General features: G+C 51.1%; 17 protein-coding genes. 2 read left to right on the forward strand and 15 right to left on the reverse strand.

Translation table 11 applies throughout. The annotated features are described in order from the left end of the window. Positions 1–3: 3 nt before the first annotated feature. The 12 genes from N2315_03650 to xseB all read right to left on the reverse strand — a co-directional run bounded on the left by N2315_03650 (position 4) and on the right by xseB (position 11,082). Positions 4–1,335 (reverse strand): LCP family protein, encoded by a 1,332-nt coding sequence (locus N2315_03650; GenBank protein ID MCX7828286.1) that lies wholly within the window; start codon positions 1,333–1,335, stop codon positions 4–6. A gap of 71 nt (positions 1,336–1,406) precedes the next feature. Continuing rightward, positions 1,407–2,057, reverse strand: a complete 651-nt coding sequence (gene nadD / locus N2315_03655) for a nicotinate-nucleotide adenylyltransferase (protein MCX7828287.1) — start codon at positions 2,055–2,057, stop codon at positions 1,407–1,409. 73 nt (positions 2,058–2,130) lie between these two features. After that, positions 2,131–3,519, reverse strand: coding sequence for a GTPase ObgE (gene obgE, locus N2315_03660; protein ID MCX7828288.1), 1,389 nt, complete (start codon positions 3,517–3,519; stop codon positions 2,131–2,133). Positions 3,520–3,606: 87 nt separating this feature from the next. Further along, a complete protein-coding gene (gene rpmA, locus N2315_03665; GenBank protein ID MCX7828289.1) occupies positions 3,607–3,885 on the reverse strand; it encodes a 50S ribosomal protein L27 in 279 nt (92 codons plus the stop codon). Further along, positions 3,869–4,210 carry a ribosomal-processing cysteine protease Prp gene (locus N2315_03670; GenBank protein ID MCX7828290.1) on the reverse strand — a complete coding sequence of 114 codons (342 nt, stop codon included), beginning with the start codon at positions 4,208–4,210 and terminating at the stop codon, positions 3,869–3,871. The genes rpmA and N2315_03670 overlap by 17 nt, the downstream gene beginning before the upstream one ends. A gap of 51 nt (positions 4,211–4,261) precedes the next feature. Continuing rightward, positions 4,262–4,573 (reverse strand): 50S ribosomal protein L21, encoded by a 312-nt coding sequence (rplU, locus tag N2315_03675; protein ID MCX7828291.1) that lies wholly within the window; start codon positions 4,571–4,573, stop codon positions 4,262–4,264. Positions 4,574–4,671: 98 nt separating this feature from the next. Further along, complete coding sequence (locus N2315_03680) at positions 4,672–6,303, reverse strand: AAA family ATPase (protein ID MCX7828292.1); 1,632 nt, start codon at positions 6,301–6,303, stop codon at positions 4,672–4,674. Beyond that, positions 6,297–7,181: an NAD(+)/NADH kinase gene (locus N2315_03685; GenBank protein ID MCX7828293.1), complete on the reverse strand. Its 885-nt coding sequence runs from the start codon at positions 7,179–7,181 to the stop codon at positions 6,297–6,299. Before N2315_03685 ends, N2315_03680 begins: the two co-directional genes overlap by 7 nt. Next, complete coding sequence (locus tag N2315_03690; protein MCX7828294.1) at positions 7,178–7,993, reverse strand: TlyA family RNA methyltransferase; 816 nt, start codon at positions 7,991–7,993, stop codon at positions 7,178–7,180. Before N2315_03690 ends, N2315_03685 begins: the two co-directional genes overlap by 4 nt. Then, positions 7,980–9,860 (reverse strand): 1-deoxy-D-xylulose-5-phosphate synthase, encoded by a 1,881-nt coding sequence (gene dxs, locus N2315_03695; protein MCX7828295.1) that lies wholly within the window; start codon positions 9,858–9,860, stop codon positions 7,980–7,982. Before dxs ends, N2315_03690 begins: the two co-directional genes overlap by 14 nt. Then, positions 9,857–10,759 (reverse strand): polyprenyl synthetase family protein, encoded by a 903-nt coding sequence (locus N2315_03700; GenBank protein MCX7828296.1) that lies wholly within the window; start codon positions 10,757–10,759, stop codon positions 9,857–9,859. Before N2315_03700 ends, dxs begins: the two co-directional genes overlap by 4 nt. Positions 10,760–10,821: 62 nt before the next feature. Next, the gene (xseB, locus tag N2315_03705; protein MCX7828297.1) at positions 10,822–11,082 is read right to left on the reverse strand and encodes an exodeoxyribonuclease VII small subunit; all 261 of its coding nucleotides are present in this window, start codon (positions 11,080–11,082) and stop codon (positions 10,822–10,824) included. Positions 11,083–11,132: 50 nt separating this feature from the next. On the opposite strand from xseB, the gene rpmB reads away from it, so the two are divergent. Then, entirely contained in the window at positions 11,133–11,327 is a 195-nt protein-coding gene (rpmB, locus tag N2315_03710) for a 50S ribosomal protein L28 (protein ID MCX7828298.1), read from the forward strand. 104 nt (positions 11,328–11,431) lie between these two features. Here rpmB and N2315_03715 read toward each other — a convergent pair whose 3' ends face one another. From N2315_03715 to mltG, 3 genes are all read right to left on the reverse strand, one after another. Continuing rightward, the gene (locus N2315_03715) at positions 11,432–12,073 is read right to left on the reverse strand and encodes a thiamine diphosphokinase (GenBank protein MCX7828299.1); all 642 of its coding nucleotides are present in this window, start codon (positions 12,071–12,073) and stop codon (positions 11,432–11,434) included. 90 nt (positions 12,074–12,163) lie between these two features. Next, the gene (locus tag N2315_03720) at positions 12,164–14,317 is read right to left on the reverse strand and encodes a DNA translocase FtsK (protein MCX7828300.1); all 2,154 of its coding nucleotides are present in this window, start codon (positions 14,315–14,317) and stop codon (positions 12,164–12,166) included. 91 nt (positions 14,318–14,408) lie between these two features. Then, positions 14,409–15,404, reverse strand: coding sequence for an endolytic transglycosylase MltG (mltG, locus tag N2315_03725; protein MCX7828301.1), 996 nt, complete (start codon positions 15,402–15,404; stop codon positions 14,409–14,411). A 512-nt stretch (positions 15,405–15,916) separates the two neighbouring features. On the opposite strand from mltG, the gene N2315_03730 reads away from it, so the two are divergent. After that, entirely contained in the window at positions 15,917–17,044 is a 1,128-nt protein-coding gene (locus N2315_03730) for an alanine--glyoxylate aminotransferase family protein (GenBank protein ID MCX7828302.1), read from the forward strand. The last annotated feature ends 5 nt before the right edge of the window (positions 17,045–17,049 follow it).

The raw sequence follows: 17,049 nt of genomic DNA on the forward strand, positions 1-17,049 counted from the left end.
TGATCATTGGGAGTCCAGATATTTCCTTGCTTCGTTAAGGTTTTCCAAAATCTCCTTGTAGTCTCCTCCTAAGACTAGGCTTGCGAACATAGCCTGACGTCCTGAGCGTACCATGGAGTCCCTTATCCCGCATAGTTTGGCCATGCTTTTAGCGGCCCGTATGGTGTCTTGGTTTGCTCCATCGGGATAAAGGACCAGGCTCGCCCTATAGTCAAAGTGTTTAGCGTTGCCTGTGTATATTACTTCTACCCCCATTTTTTGAAATGTCTCAGAGGCGATCTGCCCTAACCCCTTTTTGCCAGTCCCGTTTAAAATCGCAACGGGTACAGTTATGGATTTGACTAACCCCTTAAAATCGGCGCCTTCCAGCCCCTCATTTACGCTCACTTGGGTTTTTGTCCCTTTATCTTCGTACACATCCCTGTCTGATGCGGTAGAAATGGGTACCCCATAGGTGGCGCCAACGTCTTGGGAAGCCGTGTTGGGGCTAGATAGCTCCGTAATGCTCATGGCACATATGCGCCTAAAGCCTTCCATCTCCGGGAGCCAGTAGCTTACTCCCTTTATATAGCTTGGTTTGCCTGGCAACATGGTAAAAAGAACGCTTCCCTTATCTATCTCGCTTAGGAAGCCACCTAGCTGCAGTGCGGCTGAAAGGGGCATGTCGGTCTTTATGATACTTACGGCCTCTTTCACGAACTGTGGTACCTTTGTGACCATCTCTGGGCTTTTCAGCTTGTTAAGTACGGCCTTGATGAACTCCTGTTGGCGTTGAACCCTTCCGATGTCACCCATTGCATCGTGACGGAATCGCACGAAGTGTAGGGATCTTTCCCCGTCTAAATGTTGGAAACCCCTTTCGAGGTTTATGTTGAGTCCACCCGCCCTATCCACATACCGCATACGCTTTGGCACGTATACATCTACTCCGCCAATAGAATCAATCATTCTGGCAAAGCTGCCGTAATCCAGCAATACATAATAGTGTATGGGTACCCCTAAATTGGACATTATCGTGGATTTGAGCAGATCTACCCCACCAAAGGCATAGGAGTGATTTAGCTTTTGAAATCCGTGGCCCGGAATGTTTACCCTAGTGTCCCGTGGCAGAGAGATCACCTTAACGGTCTTAGCATCCAGGTCCACGAACGCCAGGGCTATGCTGTCCGTTCGCCTGGAGCCTTCTACGTTATCCTCCCCAAGCAAAAGTATGTTCAACGATCCCGTTAACTTCTTGCCCATGTCAATCGAGATGGTATCCTTTATCTTCTCTACCGGTACGGATACCTCAGCGCGGAACCGCACATATGCTCCGGCCGCAAAAGACGTAAGCACTAAAATGGCAGCTAAGAACACATTCCTCAATCTCATGTCCTATGGAGATCCTGCCTTCCGTAATGGAATGATTAGATGTAAAGCCTGTTGGATAATATGTAGTTTATGACGCCGTCAGGCGTGAGATACCTTATGCTCAAGCCCTCCCTGAGCCTTCTTCTTATGTCCGTGCTGGATATGGCAAGCAACGGGATCTCCAAAGGCAATATGGACTTCTGGATTTGTTCCGGCAAGTCCAGAAGCTTATTCACATTATACCCCGGTCTGCTCACCGCAACCAAAGTGCAAAGCGATGCCAAGACAAAAGGCTCTTTCCATGTCAGAAGTTGAAGCATAGAATCCAAACCGGTTATGAAATAGAAAGAGACATCCTGGGAATAATAAGTTTTAAGAGCCAAGATGGTGTCAACTGTATGATGGGGACCAGGCGTATCTATCTCTATCCTGGACACCTTGAAGCTGCCATTTCCCGCCACCGCCAGGGAAGTCATCTTAAACCTATCCTCCGGTGAAGATATGCGGCTTGCATCCTTGTGAGGTGGGTGCCCGGTGGGAACGAACACCACCTCGCTAAGACCTATCCTGGATCGGGCCTCCTCCGCCGCCAATAAATGGCCGTAATGGATGGGATCGAACGTCCCACCCATTACGCCTATTCTAAGTCCTGTCCCTCTTACATATTCCGGCCTTGATAGATCCGCATCGTTATCTAACCTGTCCATGACAGAGCTCCCGTTCTAAGAGATATCATTCAACGGTGATACTTATATCCGCTGATTTAGACGCAGCGTCGCCTCACTCGACATGATCAGAATTCTCATCAGCAGAGGGTAATACAGCATCTTCATCTTCGTAAGCACTTATGGCATCTAAGTCGGGGTTGAAGTCGAACTCCATTGAGCCTATCAACACGGTATCTCCCTCCTGGGCCCCTGCATTCAAGAGGAGATCGTCAACCATATAAGAACGCAACAACCGGCCAAACCTCACCAGGTTCTCCTCATGGTCGAAATTGTACCGTAAAACCGCATCCTCCAAATGGGGGTGAACTATCCTGTATACTCCCTCAGCTTCCCTCAGGACTTGAACGCTGCGGCGGCGCATGGTCTTAAAGTCAATTCCCTCCGGACCGGGAAGCACCTCTATGGCAGTTACCTTAGGAGTATGAATCGGCATCGGGTTTTCATCGGCGAAACGCAGTATTTCCTCCACCAATCGATCAACGTTCTCCCCAGAGAGGGCGCTTAAGGGGACGAAACGCATCCCCTTCCCCGCAAAAAACTCCTCCATAAGAGGCAGCAGACGATCTCTGTCTTCCTGTGACAATAGGTCAAGCTTATTGCCCACCACCATGCACGGCTTATCCAGTATGGATCGGTCAAAGGCCTCCATCTCGGCTCTTATGGTGCTCCAGTCATCGAGAATAGCATCAAAGTTTGCGGATGAGATGTCCAAAACGTGGAGCAGCATCCTGGTCCTCTGAATATGTCTTAGGAAGGATATCCCTAATCCTCTGTTCTCGTGAGCTCCCTCAATAAGGCCTGGAATGTCTGCCATCACAAGACGATGGCGGTGGTCTGCCAGCACTCCCAGGTTAGGCGTAAGGGTTGTAAAGGGGTAAGGGGCTATCTTGGGATTGGCCTCGCTAAGACTTTTTAACAGGCTGGACTTGCCCGCATTTGGAGACCCCACCATTCCAAGGTCTGCTATCATCCTCAGCTCCAGAAGCAGATCCCTGGAATCTCCCGGATAACCCTTTTCTGCGAACCTGGGAGCCTTTCTCAAGGAACTAGCAAAGGCCCTGTTTCCCCTGCCTCCCCTTCCTCCCCTGGCGGCTAGGAACATGTCCCCATGGGACACCAAATCCGCATATACCTCCATTGTGGAGGGATCATAAACCAAGGTGCCACAGGGGACCTTGATGAACAGGTCCTCGCCGGACTTGCCGTTTCGGCCACTCCCGCTTCCGGGCTTCCCGTCCGGAGCCTTGTAGGATCTTTTGTACTCGAAGTCAGCCAGCGTCTGCAGGTTACGATCCGCAACCAACCATATGTTGCCCCCCCTGCCGCCGTTGCCGCCATCTGGACCACCCTTGGGAACAAACTTTTCCCTTCGGAAGCTGACACAGCCGTTGCCGCCGGTACCGGCTGTGACCCTTATCTTGGCCATGTCGACGAACTTCATTTACCCACACCCTCACATAAGAACATAATTAAAGGGGCCGAAAGGCCCCATGAAAAAGTAGATCACAAGATACGGCGAACCCGTTACCTAGCAGGTTACAACGTTTACAAACTTGCGATCCGCCTTGGTCTGGAATTTCACCACGCCGTCCTTCAGCGCAAAAAGGGTATCGTCCTTACCCCTGCCAACGTTAAGCCCAGGACGATACTTGGTCCCCCTCTGGCGCACGATTATGGTTCCGGCCTTGACCGCCTCACCATCGGTTCTCTTGAGACCAAGGTACTTAGGGTTGCTATCCCTTCCGTTCGAGCTGCTGCCTTGCCCCTTCTTGTGGGCAAAGAACTGGATATCAAAAACGAAGATCATTTCGCTCCACCTCCGAAACGACTATGTGCTTAGGATACGAGGACGCCAAAGACTTTAGCGACAACCTCACCGTCTCCACCAAAACCCGCCAACCGTCACCCTCCAGGCGTCCCCAGATCATCCGCCTAAGTGGCTTGTCGGGATCCACCTCAAAATCAAGGTCCCTGACTCCAACGACTTGGGTTATCCCCAACTCCAAAGCCTGAAGCAAGGTGGAAACAGCGGCGCACACCACATCCTCTCCTCTTGATGCGGCCCCTGAATGTCCAACCGCCTCAAAACCCACCGCCAAACCGCTATCGAAAAAGAACGTGACCCTGGTCATTTGGCCTAAGCCTAGATAAACCCAAGGCCCACTCGCCCCTTGAACTCAGGGCTAGAGGGTGATATCTTCCACCAGAAGGTCGGTGTAGGGCTGCCGATGCCCCCTGAATCGCCTATAGTTCTTCTTCCGGCGATACTTAAAAACTATTACCTTATCCTCCTTGCCGTGCTCCAAAACCTTGGCCGTCACCTTGGCCCCATCAACGTAAGGGCTGCCAATCACGACAGAATCATCCTTGGACACGAAGAGCACTTTGTCAAGGCACACGGAAGCCCCCGCCTCCGCCTTTAGGAGCTCAACCCTTATCCTGTCTCCCTGCTTTACCCTGTACTGCTTGCCGCCGGTCTCCACTATTGCGTACATTTACACCTCTCCTTTCGCTGTGACTCGGGTGAGCAAAGCTACTTTAAACCCGACCCAGGCGATATTAGCGCCAAAGAATTCTACACTTTAGCCCCAAATTAGTCAACTTTTGCAACGGGTCCACCGTACTTCTCTATAAGGAACCTGGCGTGCCTTAGGGCATCTTCGTGGGCTTCCCCTGAGAGCATTCGAGCTATTTCGGCCACCCGGTCTTCTTCGGAAACCTCTATAACCTCGGTCAGATCCTCTCTCCTCTTGACCACCAGGTGTTGATCTCCCATGGCGGCCAGCGTAGCTTCATGGGTTATCAATATGACTTGGCTGGCATTGGATAGTTCTTTTAGCTTTAACCCAGCTAAAAGCGCGGACTTACCGCCAAGTCCCGCTTCCACCTCGTCGAATACGATGCACTCCGGAGACCAACGTCCCTTCATGGCACACTGAATGGCGAGCAATATGCGGCTGAGCTCCCCACCGGATGCCCTCTTAGATATGGGATATAGATCCGAGCCTTCGGCGCCCATTAGGAAAAGCACCCTGTCGGCCCCCAATGGGCCTATCTTTTTAAGCGGTTCTGTGGAGACGCTGAACATGACGCCCTCCATGCCCAGATCCTCAAGGTTTAGCGATACTTCTCTGCTAAATGATTCCGCCAGCGAAGCCCTCGTGTTTCTAAGTTTCATGGCGGTTTCATAGGCCCTTTTTTTGAGGGCCGCAACCCGTTCCCTTAGGGACTTCAGTCTAGATTCTGCCTCTATCAACCACTGGGATCGATGTTCCACTTCGCTTAAGAAGTTAACTACATCTTGGTCGTCATCCAGATGAAGTTTTCGCATAAGCCTCTTTAGTGTTCCAAGTTTATCTTCCAGCTCCCCTGCCTTAGCTTCCATTTCATCAACGCTGCTAAGGCCTTCCCAGGTTTTAAGACCCGCTATGGCGCCTCTTAACGCGTCCAATGCCTCAGAAAGCCTCCTGGTAACCTCATCTTTTTTGTCGGAACCTGGAAGCCTCAATGACAGGGAGCCCAATGCGTCGTTTATAATGTCCGTTGCGGAGCCGTCCCGATGATGGAGCATATCCAGGGCTTCTTCCACCGCTCTTAGCTCCTGCATCGAACGCCTTATTTGCTCCGCTTCCGTTTCCCAGATCTTGGCACATCCTGGGAAGGGATTTAACCCTCTTAACTCTGCGACCAAAGGTTCCATTATGGCTTGGTCCCTTTGGTACCTGTCAAAGTCCCTTTTTAACCGCTCAAACTCTAATGCGGCGTCCCTGGCATCTCCGTAAGCGGATCTCATTTGATCCCTAAGGGATCTAACGGCAGAGCCACCGAATGAGTCGAGTATCTCCATGAACGCATCCTCATCCAAAAGACACAGGTGGGAAAACTGACTTTGTATTTGAATTCTGTTGTCCAGCGTTAAAATGAGATCCGATAGGTTAACCTGCTCTCCTCCCATGAAAATTCTATTCTTGCCCTCGGAAGATATTATCCTTCTGATATTGATGACGCCGCCCTGAAAGGAAAACTCCGCATTGACCTCTCCACTGACGCTGGAAGATCTTATTAGGGCATTGTTTGACCGCTTCCCCGCCGCCAGCTCAAGAGAGCGGACAAGGCTGCTCTTCCCAGATCCGCTCTCCCCGGTTATCACCACGAACCTGCCGTTTATCTTTAAATCTGCGGAAGCTATCCCACATATGTTGCGTACCGCTAGCCGCCTTAACAAGACTCATCTCCCCCGGGATCAAATGCGCACCTGCCCCACCGAAGCTTGTCGCGTAATAACGAATAGTAGCTTCGATCGGGAAGGGATATGGTATAGACCTTCAGGTCTTCGCATATAGACACCTCTATCCTGTCACGCCCTTGAAGCCTATAACCTAGCTGTCCATCCTGGGTGAGCAGGACTTCCCTCTCCTCGCAAAAAGGAGTTATCGTGGCTCTGTCTTGGGAACCCAGCACTATTGGCCTAGAGTACAGCGTATGAGCACAGATAGGGGCAAGTATCATGCATGATAAATGGGGAGGTACTATAGGACCTCCCGCTGACAGGGAATAAGCGGTAGATCCGGTGGGGGTTGACGCTATGAATCCGTCACAGGGGAACAACCCCACCATCTCGCCGTTTATGGATAGTTCCAGATCTATTGATCTCGCGAACGACCCCTTGGTGACCACCAAGTCGTTCAAGGCAAAAAGCTCATGAACTTCCTCCCCCTCACGAATGACTATGCCCCTCAAGCAGTCCCTCGTCTGTAGTGTATATCTGCCATCTAGTATGGAAGACAGATCCTCCTCAGCGCTAAGAGGGCTGCCTATTGCAAGAAAGCCCAAGCGCCCAACGTTTATGCCGTAAAGGGGTATCTCTCGTCCCAACGTATACCTGGCGGCCCTAAGAAACGTACCGTCCCCGCCTATTACTACCACCAGCTTGGCCCTACCAAGGAATTCTTCGTCAAATGAGGCCTCTATCCCTAGAACCTTGGCTTCCTCCGAGGGAACAAGCACTTCTATCCCTCTTTTTTGGCACCAACCGAGTATCCGCTGGGCGATTCTCAGCGCGGAAGCCTTGCTGGTGTTAAACAGCAGCCCCACCACGCTCATCGGACATCACGGTGGGCCACAAAGACCACCTCGTCAACATCCAGCGGCGCATAATCTACTCCCCCGCGGGCTACCGCGTGGATGAGGAACTCTATGTTACCCTCCGGGCCCTTTATGGGGGAATGGGTCATACCTACCACCCCCCATTGAGTGTTGTCGTTGATAAAAGCGGCCATCTCTGACAGGACCTCTTTGTGCAGCTCAGGGTCCCTTACTACCCCCCTCTTACCAACTCTTTCCCGCCCCACTTCAAACTGAGGCTTTACCAGCGCTATTACGTGACCCATGGGGTCCATAACGGAAAAAAGACTCGGGAGGATCAACTTCAAGGAGATGAAGGACACATCACAAACCCCGAGTCCGCATGGCTCCGGTATTATCTCCCTAGACAAGGACCTTGCGTTAGTCCTTTCCAGAACCACCACCCCTGGATGATTCCTTAGGGACCACGCCAATTGGCCGTATCCTACGTCTACGGAATATACCCTTGTGGCCCCTCGCTTAAGCAGAACTTGTGTAAATCCTCCCGTGGAGGCTCCCACATCAACGCATACCAGATTAAACGGGCTAACCTTAAAGACATCTAATCCCCTCAAAAGCTTGAAAGCCCCACGACTTACCCACTTCTCCCCCTCTGAATCTCTCAGGACATCAATTTTTGATGTCATAAGAACCATGCAAGAGGGTTTAGAGACGACCATGCCTTCAACCCTTACAGCTCCGGCTTCCACCAACCCCTTGGCTTCCTCCCTGGATTTGGCAATCCCAAGCTTCACCAAAAGGGAGTCCAATCTAATCCTATGAGATTTCATCTAACATTTGGACTACCCCATGGGGGGTTAGCCCCTCCTCCTCCAGCTGTTGTTGTCTTTTAGCGTGAGGCACGAATCTATCCGACACACCAATGGTTAGCACCTTGCATTGAATGCCAAACTCCGAGCTTAGACAGCATATGGTCTCCCCAATGCCGCCTAACCTGTAGCCTTCCTCCGCTATCACCATGACGTCATGTCTCGATAAAGCGTCTATTATACCCTGGCGATCCATTGGCTTAAGAAATCTTAGATCTAATACAGAGGGCTCCAGCCCCCTTGCCCTCAGGATTTCCGCTGCCCCTTCCATTATTGGCACGGTACTTCCGTATCCTGCAAGGCATATACCCTTGCCATTTCTTATGATCTCCAGCTTTCCCCAGGGAGCAACCGCACGGTCCATGTTTTTAGCCACACCCTTGGGATACCTTATGAGAGCTGGACCTGGATGTTTAAGCCACCCTGTCATCATGAACCTTAGATCCGCGCCGTCTCTTGGGGCCATGAGGGTTAGATTTGGTATGCATTTACCCCAAGTGACGTCTAAAAGCCCATGATGGGTCTCCCCATCCTCCCCAACTAGGCCAGCCCTATCAACACAAAGCAACACCGGCAGTCCCTGAAGGCACACATCGTGAACCAACTGGTCCATCGCCCGCTGAAGAAACGTGGAATATATGAAAACCACGGGCATCATGCCTTCTGCGGCCATCCCAGCGGCAAAGGTTATAAGATGTGACTCCGCTATGCCAACGTCAAAAAAACGATCTGGGAAGGAGTCTGCAAAGGCACCTAGCTTGCTGCCCTCCTTCATTGCGGCGGTTGAACACACCACCCGTGGATCTTTGGCTGCCATATCCTCAGCGATGGAAGCCGCAAGGGAACTCCAATCCTGGGTTTTGACATCCACAGCCCTATCTTCCTTCACAGAGGTTGACGGGGATACCCCATGAAAGGCCGTGGGCGATATCTCAGCCCTTTTGTACCCTCTACCCTTCTTGGTGATAACGTGAATCAGAACCGATTCGGGGTACTCTTTGGCCAAGGAGAATATCCTGTCCATCTCCTCTACGCTGTGTCCGTCGAAGGGCCCCCAGTAAGTTATGTCCATCTCTTCGAATATATTAGGAGGAAGAAGTATGGACTTAAGCTTGCCCTTCCAAAGTCCAATCAAATCCTCCAGCCTTCTGCCCCCCTGAGCCTCTCTAAGGGCGCTTTTTATCCTTTGCTTAATGTCTTGATAAGTGCTGCTCGCGGACAGCCTGGCTAGGTGCTCTGCCATGCCGCCAACCCTTGGGCTTATGGACATCTTGTTGTCATTTAAAATTATTATAATTTTACTGACAAGCGGGGTAACGTTGTTCAAGCCTTCGAATGCCAATCCGTTGATCAAAGCCCCATCGCCTATCACCGCCACCACGTGCCCTTTTATGCCCAGTGACTCCCTGGCTTTTGCCATGCCCAAGGCAGCAGATATCGACGTGCTGCTGTGCCCCACGTCAAAGGCATCGTAAGGGCTCTCCTTGCGGCGAGGGAAACCAGCGATGCCGTCTTTTTGTCGCAGGGTTTGAAATGCATCACGACGGTCGGTGAGTATTTTATAGGCGTAGGCCTGATGTCCAACGTCAAAGATTATCTTGTCCTCCGGAGGGGAGAAAGACCTCAAAAGAGAGACTATAAGCTCAACTGCCCCAAGAGAAGAAGCCAAGTGCCCTCCGTTGCTAAGGGTAACCTGGCATATGAGATCCCTCACCTCGCTGCACAGCGTTTCCACCTGTGATCTGTTTAGCCCCTTGAGCTCCCAGGGGCCCTTAAGATTCCACAGTATTCCTTCCTCATCCCCGCTTATGTGGCCGAATGAGTTCATCGCGTCCTCCACATCAGTTTTTCAACCAGCAAATTGAACGCTGCAGAACAAGGAAGATTTGTCGCCCACTCCTTGGCGTTGCTGGATAAATCAGCCAGGATCCTTCTTGCTCCCTCAATCCCGTGCACCGATACAAAGGTGGTCTTACCCTGAGCCTGGTCCTTACCTGCGGTTTTGCCTAGGTCCTCGCTTTTCCCTGTTACGTCCAATATGTCATCTGCCACCTGGAATGCTATACCTAAACACATGCCGTAGTTGCGGATCCTTGCAAGATCTTCCTCTCCTGCACCAGCCAGGATGGCCCCGCTCTCCAGGGCAGAGGATATTAAAACCCCCGTTTTATGACTGGCAACCTTGAGGAGCCTATCGCCTGGATCCAGCTTATTTACTTCGGATTCGAAACCCATGTCCATAGATTGCCCCCCGCATATCCCCTCTGGGCCGGTGGCTCTTGCCAGGCTGGAAATGGCGGTTAATATCAGACTATCTGGGAAGCGGTTTTTCCTTAATCCCTCAATCGCATACTGGAATGCCCAGGCCAACAACGCATCCCCGGCAAGCAGCGCCAACGCCTCTCCATAGGCCCTGTGATTGGTGGGGCGACCTCTGCGCATGTCATCGTTGTCCATGCAGGGAAGGTCATCGTGGATAAGGGAGGCGGTATGTATCATCTCGTAAGCCAATGCCATGGGAACGACGGACTTCCATGACCCACCGAAAGCTTCTGACGCGGCTATGCAAAGGATGGGTCTTAACCTTTTGCCCCCACTAGAAAGGGAGTAATCCATGGAGGACCAGAGGTGGCTTGGCATGGTGTTTGACAGCGAAAATTTAATTTTTCCAATTTCATCTTCCACCTTATCGCCAACCTGGCGCATGTAAAGGTCAAGATCCTCCATCGATGACACGTCGGTCAATCTGATCACGCTCACCATCTACTCCTCCAAACTGCAGGTTATGTTCATAGGTTTAAGGGCTTCTCCGTTCCATCGTCACCAAGGATTTCTATCCTGCGGCGAGCATCCTCAAGAAACTCAAAACACCTTCTGGCTATTATAACGCCCTCCTCATAGACTGTGAGGGCCTCCTCAAGGGGAATATCGTCTCTTTCCAGCCTTGCAGCTATTTCCTCCAGCTTTGACATGTCTTCCGTGAATGACAACCACGACACCCCCAAGGTTTTTCTTCGTCTATAAGTTGTTGCTTCGATCCCACGGTCCATGATACAATGCTCGAGCTCAGTTGTCGCCACAAGCGGAGGGAGGGAAACGAATGTCCAGGATCTGCGATTGCTGCGGGAGGGGGCCTCAGACGGGAAATGCCGTCAGCCACTCTAATCGTCACACCCGCCGCCGTTGGCTAATCAACTTAAGGACCGTGCGGGTGGACCTGGGGTGCGGTGAAACCCGCCGACTCAAGGTCTGTACCAAGTGTCTCCGTTCCGGTATAGTTCGCAGGGCCGTCTAGAACGGCCCTTTTTCTTTTTACCCCATTCCTCCCGCCGTATAAGGGTTGATATTCACCCAACATGGCCTCCGCCAAGATCCGTTAGCCCACCTTCTCCTTAACTGTCACCATCTAAGATATACGATCAGGATGCCGGTGCTTAAAGATATCCTGACCTTATCGGATGTGGGTTCGTTGCTTATCGCAAAGGGCAGAGACTTTTTCAAAAATGCATCATGAAGCTCCCATTTAACTCCACTCTCGCTCACCCCTGAGCAGTCTTCCAAGGGCAGCAGTGATATGTTTTTGGGTGCACATAACCCCTTGAATTCCAATGAAATGTTGTCATAGTCCTTTAGTATAAATGCCATTTCCCGTTGATCAACCATGCCAACTGGAACGATGCCTGGGGCATAGCAGAAGCTCATAACGGAGCTTACCAAGTGGTCAAGTCGCCCGCCAAAACAACCGGTCACCAGTACCGGTACATCCTGTGTTGCCGTGCAGGTCTTGGATATCCTTCCCAATGCCAGTTGGAAGTCCGTGAGATCCTTCTCCGCCGGATGAATCTCCATGGGGATTTGCAGGTTTCGAACCCAGGCCAACGCATCCGAACATACGCTGTCCATGTCACCCAAGGCCATGGACGGTTGCCAGTCCACCTTTTTGCAGGATTCTATGCCTTTGTCCACAGCCCAAAGATCCCATCCCAAATCCTTAAGGTCCCTGAGGAACAAAGGCGATGGCTTTCTTCCGCCTAAGACCATTACTATGCCCCGGGGTGACCTTACATGCTCTTCATTGGGCAGCATGAGGTTTAGATACAGCCCAGCGGAGGGGAACTTTAAGATCATGATCTAAATTCCCCTAGCTTCCCTGAGTATTTCCATGGCGCTCTCCTCGTCAACCAGTATCTCCCGGGGTCTTGCCCCATCGGGTGGGCCCACTATGCCAAGCTGCTCCATGGTATCTATTAGGCGGGCACCTCTGGTAAAACCTACTCTAAGCCTTCTTTGAAGGCTGCTTGCCGACGCAACCCCGGAGGACAGGACAATACGTATTGCCTCCTCAAGCAATGGATCATCTGCGCTGGCGTCACCGGTGGAGCCGCTGTTTTCCTGATCCTCTATGTCTATAACCTGTGGTTCTCCAAAGGTAGATACCAGGTGGTCAAGCCATCTAGCTATATAGGCCTCGTCTATCCATGGAGCCTGAAGTCTTATGGGCTTAGGGAACTTTGAAGACAGGAAGAGCATATCCCCTTTCCCCAGCAACTTCTCGGCCCCAGCGGAATCCAATATGGTTCTGGAATCCGCCTGGCTTGGCAATGCAAAGGCTACCCTGGCGGGTACGTTGGCCTTTATAAGACCTGTTATCACGTTTACCGACGGCCGCTGGGTGGCTAAGACGAGGTGTATTCCGGTCGCCCTGGCCATCTGGGCCAAGCGGCATATGTAATCCTCAACCTCCCTTGGAGCAGTCATCATAAGGTCAGCCAACTCATCCACCACTACCACCACATGGGGCAACCGATCCTTAGGTAACACCTTTTTGTTATATGCCGCCAGGTTTCTTACCTTGTATTGAGAGAAGGTATCGTATCGGCTCTCCATCTCACGAATACACCAAGCCAGCGCCTGAACAGCCTTTTTGGAATCCACGACCGGTTTGGTCAATATGTGAGGCAGTCGATCGTATATGGCCATTTCAACCCGTTTGGGGTCTATAAGTATGAGCCGGAGATCCGATGGGGCTTTCGATGAACAGAGCCCCACGATGCATGAATTTATGAATACGCTTTTGCCCGAACCGGTTGTTCCTGCAACCAACAGATGCGGGAGGTCTTCAAGGAATGACACCATCGGGGATCCATCGATGGAAACCCCTAATGGCAAAGGAAGATCCCCCCTAGGTCTTGAGAATACTTCAGATTCCATTACCTCCCGAAGCGATACAGGCCTTCTTTGGGGATTAGGTATCTCAACCCCCACGTACGGCTTGCCTGGGATCGGCGCTTCTATTCGAAGACTTGGCACCGCCAAAGCCAGAGCCAGATCATTGGCTAAAGACGCCACCTTGCTGACCTTGATACCGGGAGCAAGTTGAATCCTAAACTGAATAACCGTGGGGCCTATCTGGGTTTCTCCAAGCTCGGCTTCTACCCCAAAATCCCTAAGAGAAGACAGTATCCTGTCCGCCATGGCTTCAATTTGATCTTGGTCTATATCGTCGTCCCCCGAACAAGGAGGGCCTATTATTTCTAGCGGCGGTGGGAATAACCCCGGTTTGATTTGGCATACCAAGGAAGGATCCCCTTCAACGGCTAGATTTTCTCCTCGCACGCCTTCCACGGAGACCTCCTCGTCAAGAAACGGGTTGTCCAATTCAATCATGTGCTCCTTAACGTCATGATCTTCAAAAACAGATTCTTCTTCCTCTGGGAATATGGACAAGGTGTCATCAGATCCAAGGGTAGGTGATCCCTTGTCCTCCTTGGTTTTGGTGATAAGCCTTAAGAAACCATTTAATATGCCAAGGCGTTTACTGAGCCTTTCCGTTATGGCGGAAAAGACCACTGCAATTAAGTTCATGATCTCCGATGGCGATTCGCCGCTGAATGCCCCCACCGTGACCAAGCAACATAGTAGCCCCAATAGCGTGGCCCCGAAGGGGCCCAAAAGGTGGAACGCCCTTAGCCCTATGGATCGCCCTAAAAAGCCGGAAAGCTCAAGAAGTTTGGGGTATTTAAAAGCCTCGGACCACATGGCCAGCATGAGCGCTAGACTTACGGTGAGCGACAAAGCCCCTAAGGCTTGACCTTGGATGTTCAAAACCTTGTATCTAAAGATCCTTGCCCACGATGCATAGGCGATGAAAACTATGGGTATTATTATCGATATGCCGATGTGCTCTATCATTTCATTCCTTATGGACCTTCCCAGATCGCCGGTCCAATTAGTAAAGAGGGAGGCCCCTAGAAAAAGCGATAGAAGAAACGAAATGATCGCCACCCAATCCCAAATCCTATCATCAATTCTCAAAGATGCACTTATGGATTTTAACCACCCTTCCTTTTGGTACTTTGGGGCGGGATAGTTTCTGCTAGTTCTCATGGCCATTCCTCACGTGCTCGTCAAATGTCTCGGAAAAGCGGTGACTTCCGTTTTCCACAAGCCTAAAAAAGAGAAATTTTGAGTTGGCGGGAGCTAACGCAGCATTCCACGATGGTATTCCTGGTATACCTATAGGTCCAGGAGGCAACCCCTTGCGAGAGTACGTGTTATAGGGGGATTCTATCTTAAGATCTTCAAAAGAAAGATGCGTTTTCTTCTCCCCTTGCAGTTTCCACGCATAAACCACGGTGGCACAGGACTGAAGGGGCATTCCCCTGTGGATCCTATTTATGAAAACGGATGCCACCAAGGGCCTTTCCCGGTCAAGCTTAGCCTCCCTCTCAACTATGGATGCCAGAACAGCCGTATACATGGCGCGTTCCTTGGTCAGCCCCCTATTGTGAACCCCAACCCTTTCCCACCAGGCCTTTGAAGCCATTCTTATGAGGCTTCGAACCGCCTGGTCTCCATATCCTACAAAATAAGTATCCGGAGCCATGAACGCAAGCCTGTCCCAAGGGTTGTCGGGAAGAATGGGTTTTACGGGAGGAAAAAAAGAATCGTCATCCTTAAGAGCCAGCTCCCATGTCCTCAAATCAAAGAACTTAAGGAGATCCACCCGGTCATACCCCGGTACTATGGTAATAGATCTCCCCTCCGGTGATGTCTCTCTCAACCTCATGGCCACTTCCCAAGGGGAACCAGGCTCAACCTTATATGACCCAGGCTTTATGCTACGATCGAACCCAAGCTGGTTCATCCAACGCAACAGCTCCGCCTCATCGGAGACTATCCCTGCATTTACAAGAATCCTAGCCACATCCCTTGCGGAACTTCCCTGTGGGATGTCCACGGTTATCGGCGTCTTTTCTTCCCGAGTTATTTGATACCAACGCTCGGACGGCATAACGAAAGATAGGCCTGCCAAAAATCCTAGGAACAGGATCACCCCTAAGGATAAGAACAGCCATTCCTTGCCCTTCAATAAAGAAAGCCCCTTTCGCAAAGCAGAGTAGGTTTATTATTATACACTAATGTTCCGTCCAAACATACACAGGGATTGACAAGTTTAATGCTTGACTTGGCGATCTTGCCTGTGGTATAAGCAACCAAATTTTACGAGGAGCGGGGTGTGGTCGGTGTATCTTATCCAGACAGCAAGGGATCTTATGGGAGGTTTTATTGCCCTTCGTCCCCTTAAGAAGAGGGGGATAGGTTGTGGCTGTTCATCCTGCTCAGGTTCTCTCTCTAGGTCCTCTTCAACCTCGAAAGATGACCTGCTCAAACTACATCTTGCTCCTGTCCCCCCGGATATAAAGACAGCCCAGCGGTAAGGTTAAATCTAGCAAATCAAAGGATCACCATCTTTAACGGGGAGGCCGGTACGGACCTCCCCGAAATCTTTTTTAAGGGTCCTTTATTGAGAGGCAATGGCCGGTAACTAGTTTTAGATTTAGCTAATGTAAAAAGATAAAAAGGAGGTAGGTAAAGTTGAGGATGCTTTTAACTCCCGGTCCGGTGGACATCCCCTTTGAAGTATCCATTGGCGGTGCCATGAGAATGATCTCCCATAGGGGATCAGATTTCTCTCGCCTATATTCTGATCTGCTCCACCAATTGTCCTGCCTGTTTGAGGTTGGAGAACCTCCGATCCCAATACCCGGATCCGGTACTGGTGCGTTGGATGCCCTTTGCAGCAACCTGATTTCCCCCGGTGATAGGGTGATATCAATATCCTGCGGTTTCTTTGGAGAAAGATTTAGGGAGATAGCCTCAAGGTATGGGGCTGTGATTGAGATGATAGACGTGCCCTGGGGTGAGTCGGTGGAGGTCCATCACCTGTTGGACGCTTTAGAACGTTTCCCTGGGGCCAGGGCAATACTTTTAACCCACAACGAGACATCCACAGGGGTTCTTAATCCCGTAGAAGAACTGGCCAGATCCGTACCGCAGGATGGCCCCTTGATACTGCTTGATTCGGTCAGTGCCGCAGGGGCTGCGCCTTGTCTTCCTGAAAGATGGGGGCTTGATGGGATAGCGACCTCTTCGCAAAAGGGATTGATGGCCCCTCCGGGAGTTGGGCTGGTATGGCTGTCCAAGAGGGCTTGGGAGAGGGCCCAAGAGGTGCGGTGCCCCTCTTACTCCATGGATTTAAAGCTGTACAGGAAGTATCTTTCCAACGATCCGGAAACCCCATACACCCCACCCATATCCCTCTACGTTCAATTATTAAAAGGAATTGAGATTATCCTAAGAAATAAGGAGGGATGGTGGGAAACCCGAGCCCGAATTTCAAAGGCCCTATGTAGTGGAATAGAAGCCATGGGGTTGGACCTTTTGGTCAAATCTCCAATCAGGCGGTCCCCGGGGTTAACGGCTATCAAAATGGATCCCAACTTGGTAAGTGGGGTTCGCCGCAATTTAAGGGACATGGGAATTCATGTGGCGGGCGGTCAAGGGGTGTTTAAAGACAGCCTCATCAGGATCGCCCATTACACAGATATGGGGTGGCCGGAGGTTTGTACGATCATAGGTTCCCTCTGGAGAGCCTTAAATGAGCTTGGGGTGAGGTCTGATGTTGGGCGTGCCATTGAAGCGGCTAACAAGACAATGGATGAGAGGTGATTTAC

The organism is Thermanaerothrix sp. (assembly GCA_026417795.1).
Classification (GTDB): Bacteria; Synergistota; Synergistia; order Synergistales; family Synergistaceae; genus Thermanaerovibrio.

Coding starts and splice junctions, on each gene's coding strand:
- nadD (MCX7828287.1), bottom strand. CDS start 2,057: ATGGACAGGTTAGATAACGATGCGGATCTATCAAGGCCGGAATATGTA.
- obgE (MCX7828288.1), bottom strand. CDS start 3,519: ATGAAGTTCGTCGACATGGCCAAGATAAGGGTCACAGCCGGTACCGGC.
- rpmA (MCX7828289.1), bottom strand. CDS start 3,885: ATGATCTTCGTTTTTGATATCCAGTTCTTTGCCCACAAGAAGGGGCAA.
- N2315_03670 (MCX7828290.1), bottom strand. CDS start 4,210: ATGACCAGGGTCACGTTCTTTTTCGATAGCGGTTTGGCGGTGGGTTTT.
- rplU (MCX7828291.1), bottom strand. CDS start 4,573: ATGTACGCAATAGTGGAGACCGGCGGCAAGCAGTACAGGGTAAAGCAG.
- N2315_03685 (MCX7828293.1), bottom strand. CDS start 7,181: ATGAGCGTGGTGGGGCTGCTGTTTAACACCAGCAAGGCTTCCGCGCTG.
- N2315_03690 (MCX7828294.1), bottom strand. CDS start 7,993: ATGAAATCTCATAGGATTAGATTGGACTCCCTTTTGGTGAAGCTTGGG.
- dxs (MCX7828295.1), bottom strand. CDS start 9,860: ATGAACTCATTCGGCCACATAAGCGGGGATGAGGAAGGAATACTGTGG.
- N2315_03700 (MCX7828296.1), bottom strand. CDS start 10,759: ATGGAGGATCTTGACCTTTACATGCGCCAGGTTGGCGATAAGGTGGAA.
- xseB (MCX7828297.1), bottom strand. CDS start 11,082: ATGGACCGTGGGATCGAAGCAACAACTTATAGACGAAGAAAAACCTTG.
- rpmB (MCX7828298.1), top strand. CDS start 11,133: ATGTCCAGGATCTGCGATTGCTGCGGGAGGGGGCCTCAGACGGGAAAT.
- N2315_03715 (MCX7828299.1), bottom strand. CDS start 12,073: ATGGTCTTAGGCGGAAGAAAGCCATCGCCTTTGTTCCTCAGGGACCTT.
- N2315_03730 (MCX7828302.1), top strand. CDS start 15,917: ATGCTTTTAACTCCCGGTCCGGTGGACATCCCCTTTGAAGTATCCATT.